The 20,534-nt window shown below is 69.9% G+C and carries 17 protein-coding genes; 12 read left to right on the plus strand and 5 right to left on the minus strand.

Going from position 1 to position 20,534, the window contains the following annotated elements:
- The 8 genes from bcsZ to OHZ10_RS07010 all read left to right on the plus strand — a co-directional run bounded on the left by bcsZ (position 1) and on the right by OHZ10_RS07010 (position 12,664).
- Positions 1-1,221 (plus strand): cellulose synthase complex periplasmic endoglucanase BcsZ, encoded by a 1,221-nt coding sequence (bcsZ, locus tag OHZ10_RS06975; RefSeq protein ID WP_342704045.1) that lies wholly within the window; start codon positions 1-3, stop codon positions 1,219-1,221.
- Positions 1,206-5,117 carry a cellulose synthase subunit BcsC-related outer membrane protein gene (locus OHZ10_RS06980; RefSeq protein WP_342704046.1) on the plus strand — a complete coding sequence of 1,304 codons (3,912 nt, stop codon included), beginning with the start codon at positions 1,206-1,208 and terminating at the stop codon, positions 5,115-5,117. The genes bcsZ and OHZ10_RS06980 overlap by 16 nt, the downstream gene beginning before the upstream one ends.
- Positions 5,118-5,438: 321 nt before the next feature.
- On the plus strand, positions 5,439-7,388 hold the full coding sequence (bcsE, locus tag OHZ10_RS06985) for a cellulose biosynthesis protein BcsE (protein WP_342704048.1): 1,950 nt from the start codon (positions 5,439-5,441) through the stop codon (positions 7,386-7,388).
- Entirely contained in the window at positions 7,385-7,591 is a 207-nt protein-coding gene (locus tag OHZ10_RS06990; protein WP_059234863.1) for a hypothetical protein, read from the plus strand. Before bcsE ends, OHZ10_RS06990 begins: the two co-directional genes overlap by 4 nt.
- A complete protein-coding gene (gene bcsQ / locus OHZ10_RS06995) occupies positions 7,588-8,367 on the plus strand; it encodes a cellulose biosynthesis protein BcsQ (RefSeq protein WP_059234861.1) in 780 nt (259 codons plus the stop codon). Before OHZ10_RS06990 ends, bcsQ begins: the two co-directional genes overlap by 4 nt.
- Entirely contained in the window at positions 8,364-10,901 is a 2,538-nt protein-coding gene (gene bcsA / locus OHZ10_RS07000) for a UDP-forming cellulose synthase catalytic subunit (RefSeq protein WP_342704049.1), read from the plus strand. The genes bcsQ and bcsA overlap by 4 nt, the downstream gene beginning before the upstream one ends.
- 27 nt (positions 10,902-10,928) lie before the next feature.
- Positions 10,929-12,485, plus strand: a complete 1,557-nt coding sequence (gene bcsG, locus OHZ10_RS07005) for a cellulose biosynthesis protein BcsG (protein ID WP_342704051.1) — start codon at positions 10,929-10,931, stop codon at positions 12,483-12,485.
- Complete coding sequence (locus tag OHZ10_RS07010; RefSeq protein WP_059234857.1) at positions 12,467-12,664, plus strand: hypothetical protein; 198 nt, start codon at positions 12,467-12,469, stop codon at positions 12,662-12,664. The genes bcsG and OHZ10_RS07010 overlap by 19 nt, the downstream gene beginning before the upstream one ends.
- A gap of 55 nt (positions 12,665-12,719) precedes the next feature.
- Here OHZ10_RS07010 and OHZ10_RS07015 read toward each other — a convergent pair whose 3' ends face one another.
- The 4 genes from OHZ10_RS07015 to OHZ10_RS07030 are packed head-to-tail and all read right to left on the minus strand — an operon-like array spanning position 12,720 to position 15,943.
- On the minus strand, positions 12,720-13,604 hold the full coding sequence (locus tag OHZ10_RS07015; protein WP_059234856.1) for a pirin family protein: 885 nt from the start codon (positions 13,602-13,604) through the stop codon (positions 12,720-12,722).
- A 31-nt stretch (positions 13,605-13,635) separates the two neighbouring features.
- Positions 13,636-14,028, minus strand: coding sequence for an OsmC family protein (locus tag OHZ10_RS07020; RefSeq protein WP_342704052.1), 393 nt, complete (start codon positions 14,026-14,028; stop codon positions 13,636-13,638).
- Between the two features lie 48 nt (positions 14,029-14,076).
- A complete protein-coding gene (locus OHZ10_RS07025) occupies positions 14,077-15,657 on the minus strand; it encodes a cation:proton antiporter (protein WP_174994395.1) in 1,581 nt (526 codons plus the stop codon).
- Between the two features lie 25 nt (positions 15,658-15,682).
- Positions 15,683-15,943 carry a XapX domain-containing protein gene (locus tag OHZ10_RS07030; protein ID WP_034186741.1) on the minus strand — a complete coding sequence of 87 codons (261 nt, stop codon included), beginning with the start codon at positions 15,941-15,943 and terminating at the stop codon, positions 15,683-15,685.
- 275 nt (positions 15,944-16,218) lie between these two features.
- On the opposite strand from OHZ10_RS07030, the gene OHZ10_RS07035 reads away from it, so the two are divergent.
- Positions 16,219-16,905, plus strand: a complete 687-nt coding sequence (locus tag OHZ10_RS07035; protein WP_342704054.1) for a hydrolase — start codon at positions 16,219-16,221, stop codon at positions 16,903-16,905.
- Positions 16,906-16,968: 63 nt separating this feature from the next.
- On the opposite strand, the gene OHZ10_RS07040 is transcribed toward OHZ10_RS07035, so the two are convergent.
- Positions 16,969-17,892 (minus strand): LysR family transcriptional regulator, encoded by a 924-nt coding sequence (locus OHZ10_RS07040; protein ID WP_174994397.1) that lies wholly within the window; start codon positions 17,890-17,892, stop codon positions 16,969-16,971.
- Between the two features lie 98 nt (positions 17,893-17,990).
- Here OHZ10_RS07040 and OHZ10_RS07045 point away from each other — a divergent pair, with 98 nt between their 5' ends.
- Genes OHZ10_RS07045 through OHZ10_RS07055 form a run of 3 tightly spaced genes read left to right on the plus strand, consistent with a single transcriptional unit; the run spans position 17,991 to position 20,532 of the window.
- The gene (locus OHZ10_RS07045) at positions 17,991-18,158 is read left to right on the plus strand and encodes a DUF1427 family protein (RefSeq protein WP_048244185.1); all 168 of its coding nucleotides are present in this window, start codon (positions 17,991-17,993) and stop codon (positions 18,156-18,158) included.
- Positions 18,159-18,176: 18 nt separating this feature from the next.
- Positions 18,177-20,069, plus strand: a complete 1,893-nt coding sequence (locus OHZ10_RS07050) for an amidohydrolase (RefSeq protein WP_342704057.1) — start codon at positions 18,177-18,179, stop codon at positions 20,067-20,069.
- A gap of 1 nt (position 20,070) precedes the next feature.
- Positions 20,071-20,532: a DoxX family protein gene (locus OHZ10_RS07055; RefSeq protein ID WP_342704059.1), complete on the plus strand. Its 462-nt coding sequence runs from the start codon at positions 20,071-20,073 to the stop codon at positions 20,530-20,532.
- Positions 20,533-20,534: the final 2 nt, after the last annotated feature.

The raw sequence follows: 20,534 nt of genomic DNA on the forward strand, positions 1-20,534 counted from the left end.
ATGGCGCGGGCAATGACGAAGCGACGGGCAGCGCAGCCGGCGCGGCGTGTCGGCGCGACACTCGCGCTCGCGGTTGCGGTGACGTGCGCGGCGGCCGGCGTGGCCACGCGCGCGCACGCCGCGGGCGCCGCCGCGCCCGATGCGGGATGCAGCGCGGCGTGGCCGCGCTGGGACGCGTTCAAGCGCGATTTCATCTCGGCCGACGGCCGCGTGATTGACGTCGGTTCGGCCGATTCGCGCACGGTGTCGGAGGGGCAGGCGTATGGGCTTTTCTTCGCGCTGGTCGCGAACGACCGGCGCATGTTCGACACGATCCTCGCATGGACCGAGAACAACCTCGCGCAGGGCGACCTGAGCGCGCACCTGCCCGCGTGGCTGTGGGGCCGCGCGCCCGACGGCGCGTGGCGCGTGCTCGACCCGAACGCGGCATCGGACGCCGATCTGTGGATCGCGTATGCGCTCGTCGAGGCCGGGCGGTTGTGGCGCGAGCGCAGCTATACGGCACGCGGCGCGCTGCTCGCGAAGCGCGTGCTCGACGACGAGACGGCGGCCGTGCCGGGCCTCGGCCTCACGCTGTTGCCGGGGCCGACCGGGTTCAAGCTCGCCAACGGCCAGTTCCGCGTGAATCCGAGCTATTCGCCGCCGCAGGTGATTCGCGCGCTCGGCGCGCGCCTGCCCGACGACCGGCGCTGGGCCGCGCTGGTCGCCAGCACCGGGCGCGTGCTGCTCGACACCGCGCCGAAGGGTTTTTCTCCCGACTGGGCGCTGTATCGCGCGGGCACGGGCTTCGGACCCGATCCCGAAACGCATGCGGAGAGCGCGTACAACGCGATCCGCGTGTACCTGTGGGCCGGCATGCTCGATCGCACCGATCCGCTTGCCGCGCCGCTGCTCGCACGCTTCGCCCCGTTCGCCGACTACATTGCCGCGCATGGCGCACCGCCGGAGAAAGTCGATACGACGACGGGCGTCGCGGGGCCGAACGACGGCAATGGCGGGTTTTCGGCGGCGGCCGTGCCGTTCCTCGACGCGCGCGGCCAGCGTGCGCTCGCGGATGCGCAGGCGGCCCGCGTCGAGACGCTCGCGCGCCAGTCGGCGCCCGGCTATTACACGAGCGTGCTGACGCTGTTCGGCCTCGGCTGGCGCGACGGACGCTATACGTTCGGCGCGGACGGCACGCTCGACACGCGCTGGGGAGGCCGCTCGTGCGCCGCCCGCTGAAACGCGCCGTGCCGCACGTCGCGGGATTCGCGTGGCTCGCGTCGTCGGTGTGCGCGGCGGCGCCGGGCACCCCATCCGGCGGCACGGCGATGGCGAACCCCGCGGCGCCGGCGACCTCCGCTTCCGCCGACGCGCTGCGTCAGCTCGACACCGCGCGGATGTGGGGCACCAAGCATCGCGACGACCTTGCCCGCGATGCATTGCGCAAGGGGCTGCTGATCGCGCCGGGCGATCCCGAATTGCTGGCCGAACAGGTCCGCGTGCTGCTGCGGCTGGGCGACGCGAAAGGCGCGCAGGCATCGCTCGCGCGCCTGCAGGCGCAGTCGCCGAATGCGCCCGCCACGCGGCGGGTGGCCGACGAATACCGCGTCGCGACGAGCGGGCGCGGCGAGATGGCGCAGATCCGCCTGCTCGCGCGCAGCGGCCGTGCGGACGAGGCGGCCCGGCGGATCGTCGCGCTGTTTCCGAACGGCGCGCCGTCCGGTGCGCTCGGCGCCGAGTACTACCAGATCGTGTCGAATGGGCCGGGTGGCCGCGAGCCGGCGATCGCCGCGCTGCGTCGCGCGGTCGCGGCCGATCCGCAGGACACGAGCGCGTCGATGGCGCTCGCGCGGCTCTTGAACCAGCGCGCCGACACGCGCCCGGAAGCGAACCGGATTGCATGGTCGCTCGCGCAGCGCGCCGATGCCGACCATACGGAGTCGATGGCGCTGTGGCGCCGCGTGTTGCAGTCGGCCGGTAACGATCCCGCGTATCTCGATGCGTTGCGCGCGTATCTCGCGCTCGTGCCGGACGATACCGAATTCCGCGACCGCATCACGGCACTGGATCGGCAGCGCGATGCACAGCGCCGTCTTGAACGCGATCCCGACTACATTGCGCAGCAGCGCGGGTTGCAGGCGCTGTCGCGCGGCGACCTGGCCGCCGCCGATCCACTGCTCACGCGGGCCGCGCGGACGCGCGCGGACGATGCCGATGCGGTCGGGGGGCTCGGCCTGCTGCGCCTGCGCGAAGGGCGGCACGACGAAGCGCGCACGCTGTTCGCGCGGGCCGCGACGCTCGCGACCGACCAGCGCGGCAAATGGCAAAGCCTCGCGCGTACCGCGCAGTTCTGGGGACTGCTCGCGCAAGGCCGCGAAGCGGCCAATGCGGGACGTCCGCAGGATGCCGAACGTGCAGCGCGGGCGGCGCTCGCGATGCAACCGGGCAGCCCGGACGCGAAGCTGCAACTTGCCGATGCGCTGCTCGCCCAGCGCGACTGGGCGCACGCGGAGCCGTTGCTGCGCGAGTTGCTGGCCGCGCGTTCGCCGAACCTGTCGGCCATCCGCGGCACGGCCACGCTGTATGAAAACACCGGCCGCGCAGACAAGATCGGCCCGCTGCTCGACGCGCTGCAAGGGCGTGTGACCGGGCACGACGATCGCCGCGCACTCGACGGCCTGCGGGCCGACCTGCTCGCGAACCAGGCGCGCGCATTGGCCGACAAGGGCGAGCGCGGGCCCGCCGCGCAACGCTACGAAGCGGCCGTGCGCGCGGCGCCCGACGCGGCGTGGACGCGTTTCGCGCTCGCGCGCCTCTATCGCGACATGGGGCTGCCGCAGCTCGGCCGCACGGTGATGGACGACGGGCTGGCGCAGAGCGATACGCCCGAGATGCGCTACGCGACCGCGCTGTACCGTCATTCGCTCGACGATGTCGCGGGCGCGCAGGCTGCGCTTGCTCCCGTCGACGACGCGCATCGTTCGGACGGGATGCGGGCGCTTGCGCGCAAGCTCGAAGCCGAACGCGCGCTGGCCGACGCACGCGGCGCGCTCGCGCGCGGCGACCGCACGGCCTTTGCCGCGTCGCTCGCGCAGGCGCAGGCGAGCGCGCCGGACGATCCCGACATGCTCGCCGCGATTGGCGCGCAGTGGATCGACGCGGGCGAACCCGATCGCGGTCTTGCACCGCTGCACGACTGGATCGCCGCGCATCCGCGCGAAGCCGATGCGGACGTGCGGCTGCGCTACGGCGACCTGCTCGGCAGCGCGGGGCGCGACGACGCGCTCGCCGCGTGGCTCGATACGCTGCGCCGCGACCCGTCGCTGACGCCTGCGCAGACGACGCGGCTCGAGGATCAGTCGCTGCGGCTCGTGCTGCGGCAGACCGACGACGCGATCGCGCAGCGGGACTATGCACGGGCGCGCACACTGCTCGATCGCGCGAGCCCGGCCGGCCGCGCGGACACGCGCCATGCGCTCGAGCTGGCCGATCTCGAACGCGCGCAAGGCCATTACGGCGCGGCGCGCGACGCGCTCGCGCCGGTCGTTGCGCGCACGCCGGACGACGCCGATACCCAGCTCGCGCTTGCACGGATCGACGAGGACAGCGGCAACCGGGCCGCCGCGCTTGCACGTGTGCAGGCGGTCCTCGCACGCACGCCGGACGACGACGTCGACACACAACTGTCGGCCGTGCGCCGCCTGAACGCGCTGCGCCGCGCCGACGAAGCCGCGCAGGTGACCGACCGGCTGCACGCCGCGTATCCGGAGCGCGCCGACGTGACGGTCGCGGCCGGGCGGGTGGCCGAGGCACGGGGCCGCTACGACGACGCGGCGTCGCTGTACCGGCTGTCGCAGTCGCAGGAACGCGCGACGGGCGTGAGCCCGGGCCGCGACGGGCTCACGCCCGCGCAGGCCGCGTTCGCGGATCTCGAGCAGCGCCGCAATCCCGAGATCGAAACCGGCTGGACGCCTGCGTACAAGTCGGGCGACGAAGGCATCTCGTCGTATCGCGCGCAGCAGGTGCCGATCTACCTGCAGATGCCGATCCGTTACGACGGGCACGTGTTCGCGCAGATCGACACCGTGCATCTCGATCCGGGCACGCTCGACACGAGCGACCCGAACGCGTATTCGCTGCAGACGTTCGGCACCTACGCAGCGCTCAAGGGGCTGAACGGGCTGCCGCCGCCATTCCAGCTGAATCAGCCGGCCGCCGCCCTGATTGCGAATCCGCCGGGCTCGCTGCACCAGTCGATGACGGGCGTCGCGCTCGGCGCGGGCTACCTGTCGGACGCATGGCGCTTCGATCTGGGCACGTCGCCGCTCGGGTTTCCCGTGCACTACCTCGTCGGCGGCGTGCGCTACCGCTTTGAAGCGGGCCCGGCGAGCTTCAGCGTGAATGCGTCGCGGCGACCGGAAACGAGCAGCGTGCTGTCGTATGCGGGGATGCGCGACCCGTGGTCGGGCGCGGTCTGGGGCGGCGTGCGCCGCGACGGCGTGAACCTGCGCGCGTCGGTCGACGTCGGCCGCACGAACCTGTTCGCGGAACTCGGCGCGGGCGTGCTGTCTGGCCGGAACGTCGAACGCAACGCGGAAGTCACGCTGCGCACCGGCTTCACGGTGCCCGTGTACGAGCGCGCGACGATGAAGGTCAGCACCGGGCTCGTCGGCAACGCGTGGCACTACGCGCAGAACCTGCGCTATTACACGTACGGGCAGGGCGGTTATTACAGCCCGCAGCGCTACCTGTCGCTCGGCGTGCCGATCGAATGGGCGGGGCGCCACGATGCGCTGTCGTGGGACCTGACTTTCACGGGCGGGATCTCGAACAGCTACGAGAAGGATTCGCTGTATTACCCGACGTTCAAGGACCTGCGGGCCGAGCAGGTCGCGGCCGGGTTCGTGTACGCGGGCAGCTCGACGCGCGGCGTGTCGTTCTCATACGGCTTCAACGGCATCGTCGAGTACCGCGTGAATCCGCACCTGAGTGTCGGCGCGCAGTTGCATATCGACCGGTCGCACGACTATGCGCCGAGCTCGGCGCTCGTGTACCTGCGCTATGCGTTCGAGGCGCGCGCGCAGCGCAGCTGGCTCGTCACGCCGACGCCGGTGCGGCTTTATTCGGATTACTAGGGGCTGTTTCCGTATGGAACACACATGCGAATGCCCGAAATCGCTCGTCCCGCAACGGGACTTCCGGCGGGGCGTAGGGCAGGAAGTGAGGCGCGCCGGTTGGCCGCGCCAAACAAGCGACGAGCGACGCCGCCATACGGGCGATTTCGGGCCTTCCCGCGGAATGAATTTTTTGATCAGGGGTTGCCGCGAGAACGGCTGCTCGTCGCGTTGCGCGCCTTGCGAATACGTCGGTATTCGTGGCGTCACGCGCCGCGCGAGCGGCCGTTTTCGCGGCAACGCATGGGTGTTCCAGATGGCAACAGACCCTAGGGGAACGTCGTGAATACGGAAATCGATGCCACCCGTCCCGCGCTCGGCGCCGCCGGCCTGCTGGGCCGCCTGCGCGCGCTGCTGCGCATGGGGCCGGCTGGCGGCCGCGTCGGCACGCTGAGCCGGCTCGCGATCGACGGCCTGCCCGACACCTGGACGCAACTGGAGGCGGGCGGCCTGTACGCGATCTATGCGGCCGGCGGCACGCCGGCGTGCGATGCGCTCGTCTGGGAAAGCGCGCGGCAGGCGCGCACGCGCGACGTGACGGTCGTGCTCGCGCGCGATGCGGCACGCGTGGCCGACCAGATGGACGCGCTCGGATTCGCGGGCGGCGCGCAGCCGGCCGGCTGGCCGCGCAACCTGAACGTGCTGGCGATGCCGCCGGCCGCGGAGCCGGCCGACGATGGCGCCGGCACGACCGGCGCCGCGCCGCGCCGCGCGGCACCGGGCCCGTTCGCGCGGTTGACCGGCGGCCTGCGCGCGATGAAGCGCTACGGTTTTCGCGCGCGTTCGCTGTATTTCGTGGAAGGGGCCCAGCGCTGGTTCAGCTGGGACGATCCGGTCGCACTCGCGGAAGAAGCACACGCGCTGGCCGACTGGTGCCGCACGCGCCGGATCGCGCTCGTGCTGCTGCTCGACCCCGAAGCGGCGCGTGCGGGCGACGACGCGCGCACCGACGATGCGCCGCTCGTGCGCGATGCGGACCGGACGCCGCGCAGCGGCTTCCACGGCATCTGCTCGGGCGTCGCACAGTTGCAGCGCACGCACGGCGAACTGCTGTGGATCGTCGATTTCTGGCGGGCGGGCGACACGCTCGCGGCCGGCGAAGTGCGGCCGCTGCGCTTTGCGCCGGGCGGCCGGTTGTCGGCGAGCATCGACGGCGGTGCGACCGAACCGGCGCACCGGATGAAGCTCGCGAGTGACGAGGATCGTGTCATCGTCAGCCGCGCGGTACTCGACGGCACGAATCGCATGCCCGGCGACTGGGAAGTCGTCGAAGACAACGCAGCCGTCGTCGCGGCCTGCGCGCACGCCCAGGCCGCAACCGCGGTGCTCGCGTTCCGCTCGCATGCGCAGCTCGAGGCGTTGTGCGCGGACGTGCATGCGCTGCGCCGGCAGTGCGGCGGTGCGCTGAAGATCGCGGTCGTCGAGCGCGGCGAAGTGCTGCGCCAGCAGTTCGAGATGCTCGTGCTGAGCGTCGGCGCGAACCGCGTCGTCGCGCGCGATTTGCCGGTCTCGCGAATGCAGGCCGCCGTGCATGCGCTGCGTGGCCAGCTCTACGCGCGGCCTGTCGCACCCGACTATCGCGCGGCGCTCGCGGCCGCGCTCGGTGACTCGGTGCTCGGCTATTTGCCGGTCGGCGCGTTCTGCCTGCGCATTCGCGCGGTGCTCGATCGCGGCGCCGTGCTCGCGTTGCCGCACACGCTCGCGAAGATCACGCTGCTGCCGGGCGTGTCGCACGTCGACGCGTTGCGGCACTGCCGCCCACGCCGCGCGGGCGACGTCGTGACGGCCGATCCCGGGCACCTGTTCGTGTTCCTGTTCGCGTGCGAACCGGTCGACGCGGAAGACGCGCTCGCGCGGATCTTCGACGTGCCGGTCGATACGCTGTCCGACCGCGTCGTGTGTCTTGGGCAGGGCAGCATCAACTCCGAGCTCGATGCGTTGAAGGCCGAGAACCGGCGTGCGCCGATCGCCGACTACAGCGACCTGTTCGCGGCGACGCACCCGGCGGGCAGCGTGCGCAAGCCGCCCGCGGGCGCCGATCTCGGCGTGACGCCGGCCGAAGCAAGCAAGGCGATCGAAGCAATCGATGCCATCGTCGCGCTCGAGGCGATCGGTGAGACGCCGGCGCCCGAAGCCGTCGACGCGCCGGCGCCGCATCCCGTCATTCCCGCCGCGCGTGCGCGCGGCGCCACCCGCAGCGTGATGCCGCTGCGCAAGCAGGAGCGCGCATGATTGCCGTACTCGTCACCGGTTTCATCGTCGGCATCGTGGTTGCGGTGCCGGTGTGGATCGTCGCGCAGCACCTCGGCATCGGCCGTGGTTTCCATGCCCCGCGCGGGATCGACCGGCACGGCGCGGTGCCGTGCGAACTCGTGCCGGTCGCGCTGCGCGGCCGGTTGCTGCCCGGCGCCGGCGCCGACAAGGCGGCGCGATGAAGACGATTGCCATTACGTCGACGACCGGCGGCGCGGGCCGCACGACGCTTGCGGCCGCGCTCGCGGTGCTGCTCGCGCGCCGTGGCCGGCCGGTCGTCGCCGTCGAACTCGATCCACAGAACCTGATGGGCGCGACGCTCGGCCTCGACACGCTGGCCGAACACGGCCTCGCGCAGAGCGTGCTCGGCGGCGCCGAGCCGTGGCATGCGCATACGTGGCGTAATGCCGACGGCGTGCTGTTCGTGCCGTACGGGCACGTCGATGCCGCCGGTGCGGCCGCATGCGATGCGCGGCTCGTGGCCGATCCCGCGTGGCTGTCGCGCGCGCTGGACGAGATCGGGCTGCCGGCCGACGGCGTCGTGCTGGTCGACACCGCGCGCTATCCGTCGCCGCAGGCCGAGCAGGCGATTCGCTGCGCGGACCTGACGCTCGTCGTCGTGCCGCCGGAGCCGATCGCCTGCGCGACGACGGCCGCGCGGCTCGGTGCGCTCCGGGCCGGCGCGGGTGAACTGCAGATCGTCGTGAACCGGCTGAACCCGGCGCGCGACATGCAGCGCGACGCGCTCGCGATGCTGCGCGCGGTCGCGGGGCCGGCATCGATGCTCGAGCAGCGCATCCACGTCGATGCGGCGGTGCCCGAAGCACTAGCGCGCGGCAGCTGGATCTTCGACGACGCCCCGTATTCGCAGGTGTCGCACGACCTGAACGGCATCGCGAACTGGGTCCATGCGTGGCTGACGGCCGTCGCCGCGGGCCGCACCGGAGCGGTGCGATGAAGGCCGCGTTCGCGTCGCGACTGCGCACGCTCGGCCGCCGTGCGGCCGACTGGTGCGCGCGCGGCATCGGGCTGCCGGCGGAACGTACGCTGGTCGATTGGCTCGTGCGGCTGTTCTTCCACGCACCGCCGCCCGGCCGGCCCGATCACGTGCGCCGCTGGGTGCGCGTCGGGTTCCTGCGGCTCGCGCACGACTGGGGCGTGCTGCAGCCGCTCAGCGTGCGCGAATGGCTGTGGCGTGCGATCGTGCGTGCGCCGCGCGCGGCCGACGGCCGGCCCGCGCGCGATCCGCTCGCGTGGTTCGACAAATACGTGGTGCCCGTCTACGTGGCCGGGCGCGCGGTCGCCCGGCGCATCAACGCGCTGCTCGAACGTTTGCCGTGGGTGCGCTGGGGCGGGTGGCTCGATGCGCGCGCGAACGGCGTCGGCCGGCACCGCTGGCTCGCGCCGCTGCTGCTCGTGGCCGGTGCGGTGCTGTGGGCCGCGGCCGGGATGTCGCCGCTGATGCCCGGTGCGCAGTTCGCCTTCTTCGCGATCGTCGCCGTGCTGGCGCTCGCGCTGCGCCGCCTGCCGGGCCACCTGCCGACGCTCGCGCTCGCGTCGCTCGCGCTGCTCGCGACGGTGCGCTACGTATGGTGGCGCACGACGCAGACGCTCGATTTCCGCAGCCCGGTCGAGGCCGTCGCGGGCTACCTGCTGTACGGCGCCGAAGCCTATACGTGGATGATCCTGCTGCTCGGCTTCGTGCAGACCGCGTGGCCGCTCGACCGGCCGATCGTGCCGCTGCCCGACGATCCCGACACCTGGCCGACCGTCGACATCTATATCCCGACCTACAACGAACCGCTGTCGGTCGTGAAGCCGACGGTGTTCGCCGCGCAGAGCATCGACTGGCCGACGGCGAAGCTGCGCGTGTACCTGCTCGACGATGGCCGGCGCCCCGAGTTCGCGGCGTTCGCGGCCGAGGCGGGCATCGATTACCTGACGCGCGACGACAACCGCCACGCGAAGGCCGGCAACATCAACCGCGCGCTGCCGAAGACGCACGGCGAATACATCGCAATTTTCGACTGCGATCACGTGCCGACGCGCTCGTTCCTGCAGACGACGATGGGCGTGTTCCTGCGCGACCCGAAGTGCGCGCTCGTGCAGACGCCGCACCATTTCTTCTCGCCCGATCCGTTCGAGCGCAACCTCGGCACGTTCCGCGAGATCCCGAACGAGGGCAACCTGTTCTACGGCCTCGTGCAGTCGGGCAACGACCTGTGGAACGCGACGTTCTTCTGCGGCTCGTGCGCGGTGCTCAAGCGTACCGCGCTGGAGGAGGTCGGCGGCGTCGCGGTCGAGACCGTGACCGAGGACGCGCACACGGCGCTCAAGCTGCACCGGCGCGGCTATACGTCGGCGTACCTGCCGACCGTGCAGGCGGCCGGCCTCGCGACCGAAAGCCTCGCGGGCCACGTGAAGCAGCGCACGCGCTGGGCGCGCGGGATGGCGCAGATCTTCCGCATCGACAACCCGTTCTTCGGGCGCGGGCTCGGCCTGATCCAGCGGATCTGCTACGGCAACGCGATGCTGCACTTCTTCTACGGGATTCCGCGGCTGGTGTTCCTGACGATCCCGCTCGCGTACCTGTTCTTCCACCTGTATTTCATCAACGCGTCGTCGCTCGCGCTCGCGAGCTACGTGATCCCGTACCTCGTGCTCGCGAACGTCGCGAACTCGCGGATGCAGGGACGCTACCGCCATTCGTTCTGGGCCGAGGTCTACGAATCGGTGCTCGCGTGGTACATCGCGCTGCCGACCACCGTTGCGTTCTTCAGCCCGAAGCATGGCAAGTTCAACGTGACCGACAAGGGCGGCAAGATCGACGAAGGCTATGTGGACTGGTCGACGTCGAAACCGTATCTGGTGCTGTTCGGGCTGAACGTGCTCGCGATCCTCGCCGGCCTGTGGCGGCTGGTGGCCGACCAGGGCGACGAGGCGTCGACGATCCTGATCACGCTCGGCTGGACCGTGTACAACCTCGCGATGCTCGGCGCGGCGCTGGCCGTCGCGCGCGAGACCAAGCAGGTGCGCGTCACGCACCGGATCGCGATGCGCGTGCCGGCCATGCTGGTGCTCGCCGACGGGTCGACCGCCGCGTGCTTCACGAGCGACTATTCGACCGGTGGCCTCGGCCTCGAAGCGGTGCCGGGGCTGCCGCTCGCCGTCGGCGACACGGTGACGGTGTGCGTGACGCGCGGCGACCGGGCGTTCCCGTTCTCGGTCCGCGTGACCCGTGTGACACCGACCCATGTCGGCGTGAGCTTCGAGGAACTGACGCTCGAACAGGAACGCCAGCTCGTGCAGTGCACGTTCGGCCGCGCGGATGCGTGGCTCGACTGGCACGAAGGAGAGCGTCTCGACACGCCGCTCGGCGGGCTGAAGGAAGTGCTGCGGATCGGGCTCGACGGTTACGTACGGATGTGGAAGGGTGCGGCGCGCGGCGTGCAGGCGATGCTCGCGCCAAAACTCGATCGGGCGCGCGACTGACGCGGCGCTCATCATGGAGCGGTTTAGATGACATTCTGGAATCTGTATTTCATCCTGAAGTTCGCGCTGTTCGCGACCGGGCACCTGCAGCCGTTCTGGCTCGCAAACCTCGCGTTCGCGGTGGCGCTCGTGGCAAGCGCGCCGATCCGGCAGCGCGCGTGGCGCATCGTCCGGCAGGTCGTGGCGATCGCGATCGCGGTGCCGCTGCTCGCGCGCGAAATGCATGCGCCGCCGCTGGCCCGTCTCGTCGATGCCGCGCGCGAAGTGAGCACGTTCCGCCTCGACTACTGGATGGAACTGCTGCCGCGCCTGCTGCCGCCGTTGCTGGTACTCACGGTCGTCGGCGCGCTGATCGTCTATTTCATCGTCAATCGCTGGCTGCGCGTCGCGACGTTCGTGCTGGCCGTGCTGATCGTGATGCCGCTGTGGCAGGCCGGCAACGGGTTGATGGCACGCGTCGTCGCGCCGGCCCAGCAGCAGGCAAACGCAACGGGCGCCACGCGCGCCGACCAGCCCGAGGATCACAACGCGGCGCTCGCGACATTCCGTGCACAGGAGTCGCAGCGGCAGGTTGCGTTCGGTCATCTCGGCGACGATCCGGCCGCGCAGTTCGACGTGATCGTGCTGCACATCTGCTCGCTGTCGTGGGACGACCTCGATGCGGCCAAGGTGCGCAACCACCCGATGCTGAGCCACTTCGACTACCTGTTCACGAACTTCAGCACGGCGGCGAGCTACAGCGGCCCGGCAGCGATCCGCGTGCTGCGCGCGAGCTGCGGGCAGGAAGCGCACGCGGACCTGTACAAGCCCGCGCCGCAGCAGTGCTATCTCTTCTCGCAACTGGCGCGCGCCGGCTACTCGGTGCAGTCGCTGCTGAACCACGACGGTCATTTCGACAACTTCCTGCAGGTGATCCACGACAACATCGGCGTGCCCGATGCGCCGTTGATCTCGAACGCGGCCGCGCCCGTTGCGATGCACGCATTCGACGGCTCGGCGATCAAGGACGACTACTCGACGCTCGCGAACTGGTACGCGCAGCGCGCGTCGGTGCCGGGGCCCGTCGCGCTGTACTACAACACGATCAGCCTGCACGACGGCAACCGTGTCGTCGGCAGCTCGCTGACGAGTATCGACTCGTATCCGCAGCGCGCGACGAAGCTGATGAGCGACTTCGACCACCTTGCCGACCTGATCGCGCAATCGGGCCGTCGTGCGGTGATCGTGTTCGTGCCCGAGCACGGTGCCGCGCTGCGCGGCGACAAGAACCAGGTCGCGGGGCTGCGGGAGATCCCGACGCCGCGCGTCGTGCACGGGCCGGTCGGCGTGCGGCTAGTCGGCTTTGCGGGCAACCACGGCGCGACGACCGTGATCGACCAGCCGACCAGCTTCCTCGCGCTGTCGCAGTTGCTGTCGAACCTGGTATCGAACAGTCCGTTCAAGCCGGGCACGACCCTCGCGCAATACGCGGCGGACCTGCCGCGCACGCGGATGGTCGGTGAGAACGAGGGCACGGTGACGATGCAGACGGCCGCGGGCTACGCGGTGAAAACTCCGGACGGCGTATGGATCGACGAACAGTAATCCTTCCCGGCGACGGCGACCTCGATCGCCTGTCGCAACCGAACGACGTGATCGGTCTCGCGCGGCATCTGCCCGCGCTCGATCCCGAGCGTTATGTCGACGAGCAGGCGCGCCGCGCATTCGTCGAGTCGCTCGACCGCTGGCCGACGCTCGCGAAGCTGATGGGGTTGACGCCGTAAACGAACGACGGCCGGCGTGGGTGCCGGCCGTCTTCGGTGGGGCGGGCGACCCCGCTTACTGCGCCTTGCGTTCCGGCTGGCGGGTCCATTCGTTTTCTTCGCCCGGTACCTTGCCGAACGTCTGAGCGGCCCAGGCAGCACGCGCCGCGTCGATCTTGGCACGCTCGCTCGAGACGAAATTCCACTCGATGAACCGCTCGCCCGGCAGGTGTGCACCGCCGAGCAGCATTACGCGCGCGCCGTTCGCGCTCGCCAGCGCCACGGTCGCGCCCGGTTCGAGCACGGCCATCGTCGCGGAGGCGAGCGGCGTGCCGTCGATGCTCAGATCGCCGTCGACGAGATAGATGCCGCGTTCGTCGTGCTCCGCATCGAGCGCGAGTTGCCCGCCCGACGCAAATTCCGCATAGGCGTAGAGGGTCGACGAGAACACGGCGACCGGCGACGTGAGCCCGAACGCGGTGCCCGCGATCACGCGCACGTTTACGCCGTTGCGCGTGAACGACGGCAGCGTGTCGGCGGCATGATGAACGAACGCGGGCGTCGTGTCCTCATGCTCGACCGGCAGTGCCACCCAGGTCTGGATCCCGTGCACCGGCTGATCGTGCGGCCGGTCTTCGTCGGGCGAGCGTTCCGAATGCACGATGCCGCGACCGGCCGTCATCCAGTTCACGTCGCCCGGCACGATCTTCTGCCGGAAACCGAGGCTGTCGTGATGCATCAGCGAGCCGTCGAACAGGTAGGTGACGGTCGCGAGCCCGATGTGCGGATGCGGCAGCACGTCGATGCCGCGGCCGGCCGGCAGCACGGCCGGGCCCATTTCGTCGAAGAAGATGAACGGGCCGACGAGGCGCGCGGCGCGTGCGGGCAGCACGCGGCGCACGACGAGGTTGCCGATGTCGCTTTCGCGCGGCGTGAGCAGGGTCTTGATCGAGGCGGACATGATGGGGACTTTGTGGTCGGTGCGGAAAGCGTCAGGCGATCGCCGTGTCGATCGTGATCGGGTGCGTGAGGATCTTGTGCACCGGGCATGCGTTGGCGATCTGCAGCAGACGCTCGCGTTGCTCGTCGGTCAGGTCGCCGTCGAGCGTGATGCGGCGCACGATCGTGCTGCCCGCGCTGCCCGATTCGTGTGCGAGCTTCACGTGCACTTCGGTGAGCGGCCAGCCTTTTCGTTGCGCATACATCTTCAGCGTGATCGCGGTGCATGCGCCGAGGCTCGACAGCAGCAGCGCGACGGGCGTCGGTGCGGCATCGCCGCCGCCGAGCGACGCCGGTTCGTCGGCGCGCCACTGGTGGACGCCATCGCTGAAGTGGACGAGGTAATCGACCGAGCCGATGCTCGCTTCGACGGACAGTTCGCTCATTGCAGTTCCAGGTGGGGAAAGGGGGCGGGCCGGCGGCGTGGCCGGCCGTTACGGTTCGAGCAGCCGCTGCAGCCGCAGTTCCTCGAAATCGAGTTCCGATTCTATGCGGTGCAGCGTCGCGTCGTCGACCTTGCCGTCGCGGTGCAGGTCGAGCAGCGCGCGCCGCGACACGCCGACGAGTTCGAGCTCGACGCGCAGCATGCGGGCCCGCACGCCGGCGGGCTCGGCGCCTTGCCGGTGCGCGCGTTCGTTGAACGTGACGCGGTTGCGGTATTCGGCGAGCAGGCGGTCGAGCGACTGGCGTTCGAGATCCGATCCGCGCTGCTCGCGCGCGTCGAGTTCGGCGAGCGCCGCGCCGAACGTGTGCGCACGCACCGCATGCTCGGACATCGTGTGGCGCGCGGCCGGGCGCAGCTTCAGCACGCGGATCAGCGGCGCGAGCGTGCCGCCCTGCACGACGAGCGTCGCGATGATCAACAGGAACGTGCTGAACAGGATCAGGTCGCGACCGGGGAAGTTGCCCGGCAGCGCGATCGCGGCCGCGAGGCTCACGACGCCGCGCATGCCCGACCAGCCGAGCACGACGGCTTCGCGCCACGACCACGGCGTGTGACCTGCGCGCGGCGCGCGCAGGCGGCCCGGCAGCCACATCGCGACGAATACCCACACGACACGCGCGCCGATCGCGGCGGCGGTGGCGGGCAGCGCGACGCGCAGGCCGGCCATCAGCACCGCGCCTTCGTGGTTCACGCGCGCGAGGATCGCGTGCAGTGCGAGACCGATCAGGATGAACACGAGGGCGTCGAGCACGAACACGATCGCTTCCCACGTCGCTTTCGCCTTGATCCGCATGTCGGCGTCGAACACGCGATGCTGGCGCACGCCGAGCACGAGGCCGCAGGTGACGACCGACAGCACGCCCGAGCCGTCGACGGCCTCCGCGATCCCGTAGCTGCCCCACGCCATCGCGAAGGTGACGACGATGCCAAGCATCGGGTCGCGCAAGCGCGGTAGCACCCAGCTCATCGCATGGCCGCACGCCAGGCCGACCGCGATGCCGATCAGCGTGAGCGAGAAGAACAGGCCGGTGGCGCTCGCGGCCGTGATCGACACCGCGAGCGCGGCCGATACGGCCATCTGGTAAAGCAGCAGGCCCGATGCGTCGTTGACGAGGCTTTCGCCTTCGAGCACCGCGACGAGCCGTGCGGGCAGCGGGTGGCGTTGCAGGATCGCCTTCGCGGCGACCGCATCGGGCGGCGACACGATCGCGCCGAGCGTGAAGCACGCGGCCCACGGCAACGCCGGGTTCGCCGCATGCACCGCGAGGGCGACCGCGACGGTCGTGAACGCCACCGCGCCGAGCGCGAGCGACGCGATCGATGCCAGTTGCTCCCGGAATTCCTTCCACGCGGTGTAGAACCCGCTCGACATCAGCAGCGGCGGCAGCACGGCCGCGAGCAGCAGCGCCGGGTCCATGTCGGGCACGCGCTTGCCGGCGATCGCGATCACGCAACCGCCGAGCAGCAGGACGACGGCCGGCGGAATCGAAATCCGTTCGGCGAGCCACGTGAGCGCGCCCGCGCCGCAAATCAACAACAGCAGGTAATGGAACAGTTCGACGTTGGTCATGCGCGGCGGGTCGTGAAAGAGGGCATCACGACGGCTTGCGGTCGTTCGTCGTGCCGCCCGGCAGCGCGCCGAACATGTGCTGGCTGCACTGCGCGTCGCGCCATGCGGTATTCAGCCGGTGGCCCGACAGCATCCGGCGCGCGACCGGCAGGATCTGTTCGCCGGCCAGCATGCCGAGCAGGCCGGTGAGCGCGATGATCGGCGGCGCCGGCGAGTTCACGCCGAGTGCGCCGTAGATGACGCCGGCGAGGATGCCGGCGAGCAGCGACAGGAAATACGGTTTCATGGTGAGCCTCCCGTGATGGCGGACGAGCGGCGCAGTGCACGTCGTCAAGGTCTTGAAAGCGTATCGGGTTTGCGTGAAGAAAAAAAGGGCGGGGCGCCCCGATCGGGCATCGATTCCGGAATCGGATCGATTCCGTTTCTTGGGTGTTCGCGCCGCGCGTTTGCGGATTAAATATTTCGAGCCGGATGACGATCCGGCGCCGACGTACCCCGGCTCCTCCCGTTTTCACGGTCGAGGCAGGCCCCCCTTTTTTCGTTCACAGGACACCTTGCGCCATGAGCAATCCGAAACTTGAAGTACTGACGCCGCAGAACAGCCAGCTGATCTTCATCGACCAGCAGCCGCAGATGGCGTTCGGCGTGCAGTCGATCGATCGCCAGACGCTGAAGAACAACGTCGTCGGGCTCGCGAAAGCCGCGAAGGCGTTCAACATTCCGACCACGATCACGACGGTCGAGACCGAGAGCTTCTCGGGCCATACGTTCCCCGAGCTGCTCGACGTGTTCCCGAACCAGAAACTGCTCGAACGCACGTCGATGAACTCGTGGGACGACCAGAAGGTCCGTGATGCGCTCGCCTCGAACGGCCGCAAGAAGGTGATCGTCTCGGGCCTGTGGACCGAGGTCTGCAATACGACGTTCGCGCTGTGCGCGATGCTCGAAGGCGGCTACGAGATCTACATGGTGGCCGACGCATCGGGCGGCACGTCGCAGGCCGCGCACGATTTCGCAATGCAGCGGATGGTGCAGGCCGGTGTCGTGCCCGTCACGTGGCAGCAGGTCGTGCTCGAGTGGCAGCGCGACTGGGCGCGCCGCGATACGTACGACGCGGTGATGTCGCTCGTGCGCGAGCACTCGGGTGCGTACGGGATGGGGGTCGACTACGCATACACGATGGTCCACAAGGCAGCGCAGCGCACCGCGACGCCGCACGAGTCGCTCGCGGCAGTCCCGGCGAAGTAACGGGCCGCCGGCTGCGATCGTCGCGCGGGATGCGGCGGTCGCCTGCCATCGGCCATCGCGCGATCAGGTGTTGGGCAGCGCCCACGGCGCGTGCGCGAAGTGCTCCGCGAGGAAGTCGAGCAACACCGTCACGCGCGCGGCGCGCAGCATGCCGGGCGGCGTGACGAGGTTCACGTTGATGTCGGCGATCTTCCAGTCGTTCATCACTTCCTCGAGCTCGCCGCGCTGCATCGCATCCCACACGAGGAATTCGGGCTGCAGTGCCAGGCCGTGACCGGCGACGAGCGCGGGAAGGATCACGTCCGCGTTGTTGGTGCGAATCCGTCCGTGGACGGACACGCCGACTTCGTCACCCGAGGCCGGGTGACGGAAGCGCCAGTGCTCGGGTGTCGGCAGGTTCGTGTAGGTGAGGCACACGTGCTGTTCGATGTCGCGCGGGTGCGCGGGGCGGCCGCGCCGGTCGAGGTAAGCCGGGGCCGCGACGAGCGGCCGGCGTACTGCGCAGAGGCGGCGCGAGCGCAGCGACGAATCGTTGAGTTCGGCGATGCGGATCGCGACGTCGAAGCCGCCGGACACGATGTCGACGATGTGGTCGGTGAGCACGAGGTCGATGTCGATGCGCGGATAGCGTTCGAGAAACGCGGGCAGCACCGGCGACAGGTGGCGTAGCCCGAACGACATCGGCGCGTTCACGCGCACGAGGCCGTGCGGTTCGAGCGCCTGCGCGGACGCTTCGTTCTCGATCAGCTCCGCGTCGGCGAGCAGGCGGATCGCGCGGTCGCGCAGCAGTTCGCCGGTCGGCGTGAGCGACAGCTTGCGCGACGTGCGGTACAGCAGCATCGCGCCGAGACGCTTTTCGAGGCGCGCGATCGCCTTCGACACGGTCGGCTGCGACACGCCGAGCAGGTCGGCGGCTTTCGCGAACGAACCGGTCTCCGCGACGCGCGCAAAGATGGCCCAGGCTTCGAGATCAGGAAGGAGTTGCATGGTCGGAATGAATGGCAGGGAAGCGAAACGGATGCGACGTGCCGCGAAGGCGGGCGCGCGATGCAGGTGATTCTAATCCGGCCGGGAGAAAAATCGTTATGGAATCTTATCTACTTTCGTTGGGCGCCGGCGTGTTGATCGGCGTCGTATACAGCGTGATCAAGGTGCGCTCGCCGGCACCGCCGCTGATCGCACTGGTGGGCCTGGCCGGCATGCTGGTCGGCGCGCAGGCGATTGCGCCGGTCCGTCACTGGCTCGGCTTCTGACCGCATCGAGGACACTTCATGAGCGCAACCGATACTCAACCCGATCTCATCCTGCACAACGGGCGCATCACGACGCTCGATCGTGCGAACCCGGTCGCGACGGCCGTCGCGATCAAGGACGGCCGCTTCGTCGCGGTCGGCGGCAACGCGGACATCGTACCGCTCGCAGGCCGCGCGACGCAGGTCGTCGACCTCGATGGCCGCACCGTGCTGCCGGGCCTGATCGACAACCACACGCACGTGATTCGCGGCGGCCTGAATTACAACCTCGAACTGCGCTGGGACGGCGTGCGTTCGCTCGCGGTCGCGATGGAGATGCTGAAGCGCCAGGTCGCGATCACGCCCGCGCCGCAGTGGGTGCGCGTGGTCGGCGGCTTCACCGAGCACCAGTTCGCCGAGAAGCGCCTGCCGACGATCGACGAACTCAATGCGGTGGCGCCCGATACGCCCGTGTTCATCCTGCACCTGTACGACCGCGCGCTGCTGAATGCGGCCGCGCTGCGGGTGGTTGGCTATACGAAGGACACGCCCGAGCCGCCGGGCGGCACAATCCTGCGCGACGCAGCAGGCAACCCGACCGGGCTGCTGCTCGCAAACCCGAACGCGACGATCCTCTACGCGACGCTCGCGAAAGGACCGAAGCTGCCGTTCGACTATCAGTACAACTCGACGCGCCACTTCATGCGCGAGCTGAACCGGCTCGGCGTGACGGGCGTGATCGATGCGGGCGGCGGCTCGCAGAATTATCCCGACGATTACGAAGTGATCCGCAAGCTGCACGACGCGGGCGAGATGACGGTGCGGATCGCGTACAACCTGTTCACGCAGAAGCCGAACGCGGAGAAGGAAGACTTCGTGAACTGGACGAAGAGCGTCACGTATCACGACGGCACCGACTACTTCCGCCACAACGGCGCGGGCGAGATGCTGGTGTTCTCGGCGGCCGACTTCGAGGATTTCCGTGTCGCGCGGCCGGATCTGCCCGCGCAGATGGAAGACGATCTCGAAGGCGTCGTGCGCGTGCTCGCCCAGAACCGCTGGCCGTGGCGCATGCATGCGACGTACGACGAAACGATCAGCCGCGCGCTCGACGTGTTCGAGAAGGTGAACCGCGATATTCCGCTCGACGGACTGAACTGGTTCTTCGATCATGCGGAGACGGTCTCCGATCAATCGATGGACCGGATCGCCGCGCTCGGCGGCGGCATTGCCGTGCAGCACCGGATGGCATACCAGGGCGAATACTTCGTCGAGCGTTACGGCGCGCAGGCGGCCGAGGCGACGCCGCCCGTCGCGAAGATGCTCGACAAGGGGCTCAAGGTGTCGGCCGGCACCGACGCGACGCGTGTCGCGTCGTACAACCCGTGGGTGTCGCTCGCGTGGCTCGTGACGGGCAAGACGGTCGGGGGCTTGCGGATGTATCCGCAGCGCAACCTGCTCGATCGCGAGACCGCGCTGCGCATGTGGACCGAGTACGTGACGTGGTTCTCGAACGAGGAGGGGAAGAAAGGGCGGATCGCGGTCGGTCAGCTTGCCGACCTGATGGTCCCGGATCGCGATTTCTTCACATGCGCGGAGGACGATATCGTGGACACGTCCGCGCTGCTGACGGTGGTCGGCGGCAAGATCGTGTGGGGCGCGGGGCCGTTCGCATCGCACGACGCGCCGATTCCGCCCGCGATGCCCGACTGGTCGCCGGTGCGCGAGTATGGCGGTTACGGCGGTTGGGGGGCGACGCGGCGCAACGGCGCACCGCTGCAGCGTGCAGCAGCGGCGGCCGCCGCGTGCGGCTGTTCGAGCGCGTGCAACGTGCACGGCCATGCGCATGCCGGTGCGTGGGGGCCTGCGTTGCCGACGTCGGATGCAAAGGGCTTCTGGGGCGCGTTCGGCTGTTCGTGCTGGGCGGTCTGACATGGCGACTCCGACCCATTCCGTCGGCGTCGGCAACCCGGCGTGGGTGCGCATGCTGCTGGCGCGGCCGGCGGTCCTGCCGCTCGTGCGTCTGGCGCTGGTGTCCGCGTACCTGATCGGCGGCGTCGCGAAGGCGCTGGACTTCGACGGCGCGGTGGCGGAGCAGGCGCATCTGGGTCTGCATCCGGCCGCGCTGTGGGCGGCGCTCGCGATCGCGGTCGAGATCGCCGGCTCGCTGTGCGTGGTGTTCAACCGCTTCACGTGGCTCGGCGCCGGCAGCCTCGGCATGTTGACGCTGGTCGCGATGGCGGTGGCGAACGACTTCTGGAACCGCACGGGCGCCGAGCACTTCATGGCGCTCAACAGCTTTTTCGAGCATCTCGGACTGATCGCGGCACTCGTGCTCGCGACGCTGCTTGCCGATACGAAGCACGCGGCCGGCGACGGCCGCACCACTCGATGACG

The sequence above is a fragment of the Burkholderia arboris genome (assembly GCF_038723655.1).
GTDB classification, from domain to species: Bacteria; Pseudomonadota; Gammaproteobacteria; order Burkholderiales; family Burkholderiaceae; genus Burkholderia; species Burkholderia arboris.

Excerpts from the sequence above, each read along its gene's own strand:
- bcsZ (WP_342704045.1), top strand. The coding sequence starts at position 1 with ATGGCGCGGGCAATGACGAAGCGACGGGCAGCGCAGCCGGCGCGGCGT.
- OHZ10_RS06990 (WP_059234863.1), top strand. The coding sequence starts at position 7,385 with ATGATTGCCGTACTCGTCACCGGTTTCATCGTCGGCATCGTGGTTGCG.
- bcsQ (WP_059234861.1), top strand. The coding sequence starts at position 7,588 with ATGAAGACGATTGCCATTACGTCGACGACCGGCGGCGCGGGCCGCACG.
- bcsA (WP_342704049.1), top strand. The coding sequence starts at position 8,364 with ATGAAGGCCGCGTTCGCGTCGCGACTGCGCACGCTCGGCCGCCGTGCG.
- bcsG (WP_342704051.1), top strand. The coding sequence starts at position 10,929 with ATGACATTCTGGAATCTGTATTTCATCCTGAAGTTCGCGCTGTTCGCG.
- OHZ10_RS07010 (WP_059234857.1), top strand. The coding sequence starts at position 12,467 with ATGGATCGACGAACAGTAATCCTTCCCGGCGACGGCGACCTCGATCGC.
- OHZ10_RS07015 (WP_059234856.1), bottom strand. The coding sequence starts at position 13,604 with ATGTCCGCCTCGATCAAGACCCTGCTCACGCCGCGCGAAAGCGACATC.
- OHZ10_RS07020 (WP_342704052.1), bottom strand. The coding sequence starts at position 14,028 with ATGAGCGAACTGTCCGTCGAAGCGAGCATCGGCTCGGTCGATTACCTC.
- OHZ10_RS07025 (WP_174994395.1), bottom strand. The coding sequence starts at position 15,657 with ATGACCAACGTCGAACTGTTCCATTACCTGCTGTTGTTGATTTGCGGC.
- OHZ10_RS07030 (WP_034186741.1), bottom strand. The coding sequence starts at position 15,943 with ATGAAACCGTATTTCCTGTCGCTGCTCGCCGGCATCCTCGCCGGCGTC.
- OHZ10_RS07035 (WP_342704054.1), top strand. The coding sequence starts at position 16,219 with ATGAGCAATCCGAAACTTGAAGTACTGACGCCGCAGAACAGCCAGCTG.
- OHZ10_RS07040 (WP_174994397.1), bottom strand. The coding sequence starts at position 17,892 with ATGCAACTCCTTCCTGATCTCGAAGCCTGGGCCATCTTTGCGCGCGTC.
- OHZ10_RS07045 (WP_048244185.1), top strand. The coding sequence starts at position 17,991 with ATGGAATCTTATCTACTTTCGTTGGGCGCCGGCGTGTTGATCGGCGTC.
- OHZ10_RS07050 (WP_342704057.1), top strand. The coding sequence starts at position 18,177 with ATGAGCGCAACCGATACTCAACCCGATCTCATCCTGCACAACGGGCGC.
- OHZ10_RS07055 (WP_342704059.1), top strand. The coding sequence starts at position 20,071 with ATGGCGACTCCGACCCATTCCGTCGGCGTCGGCAACCCGGCGTGGGTG.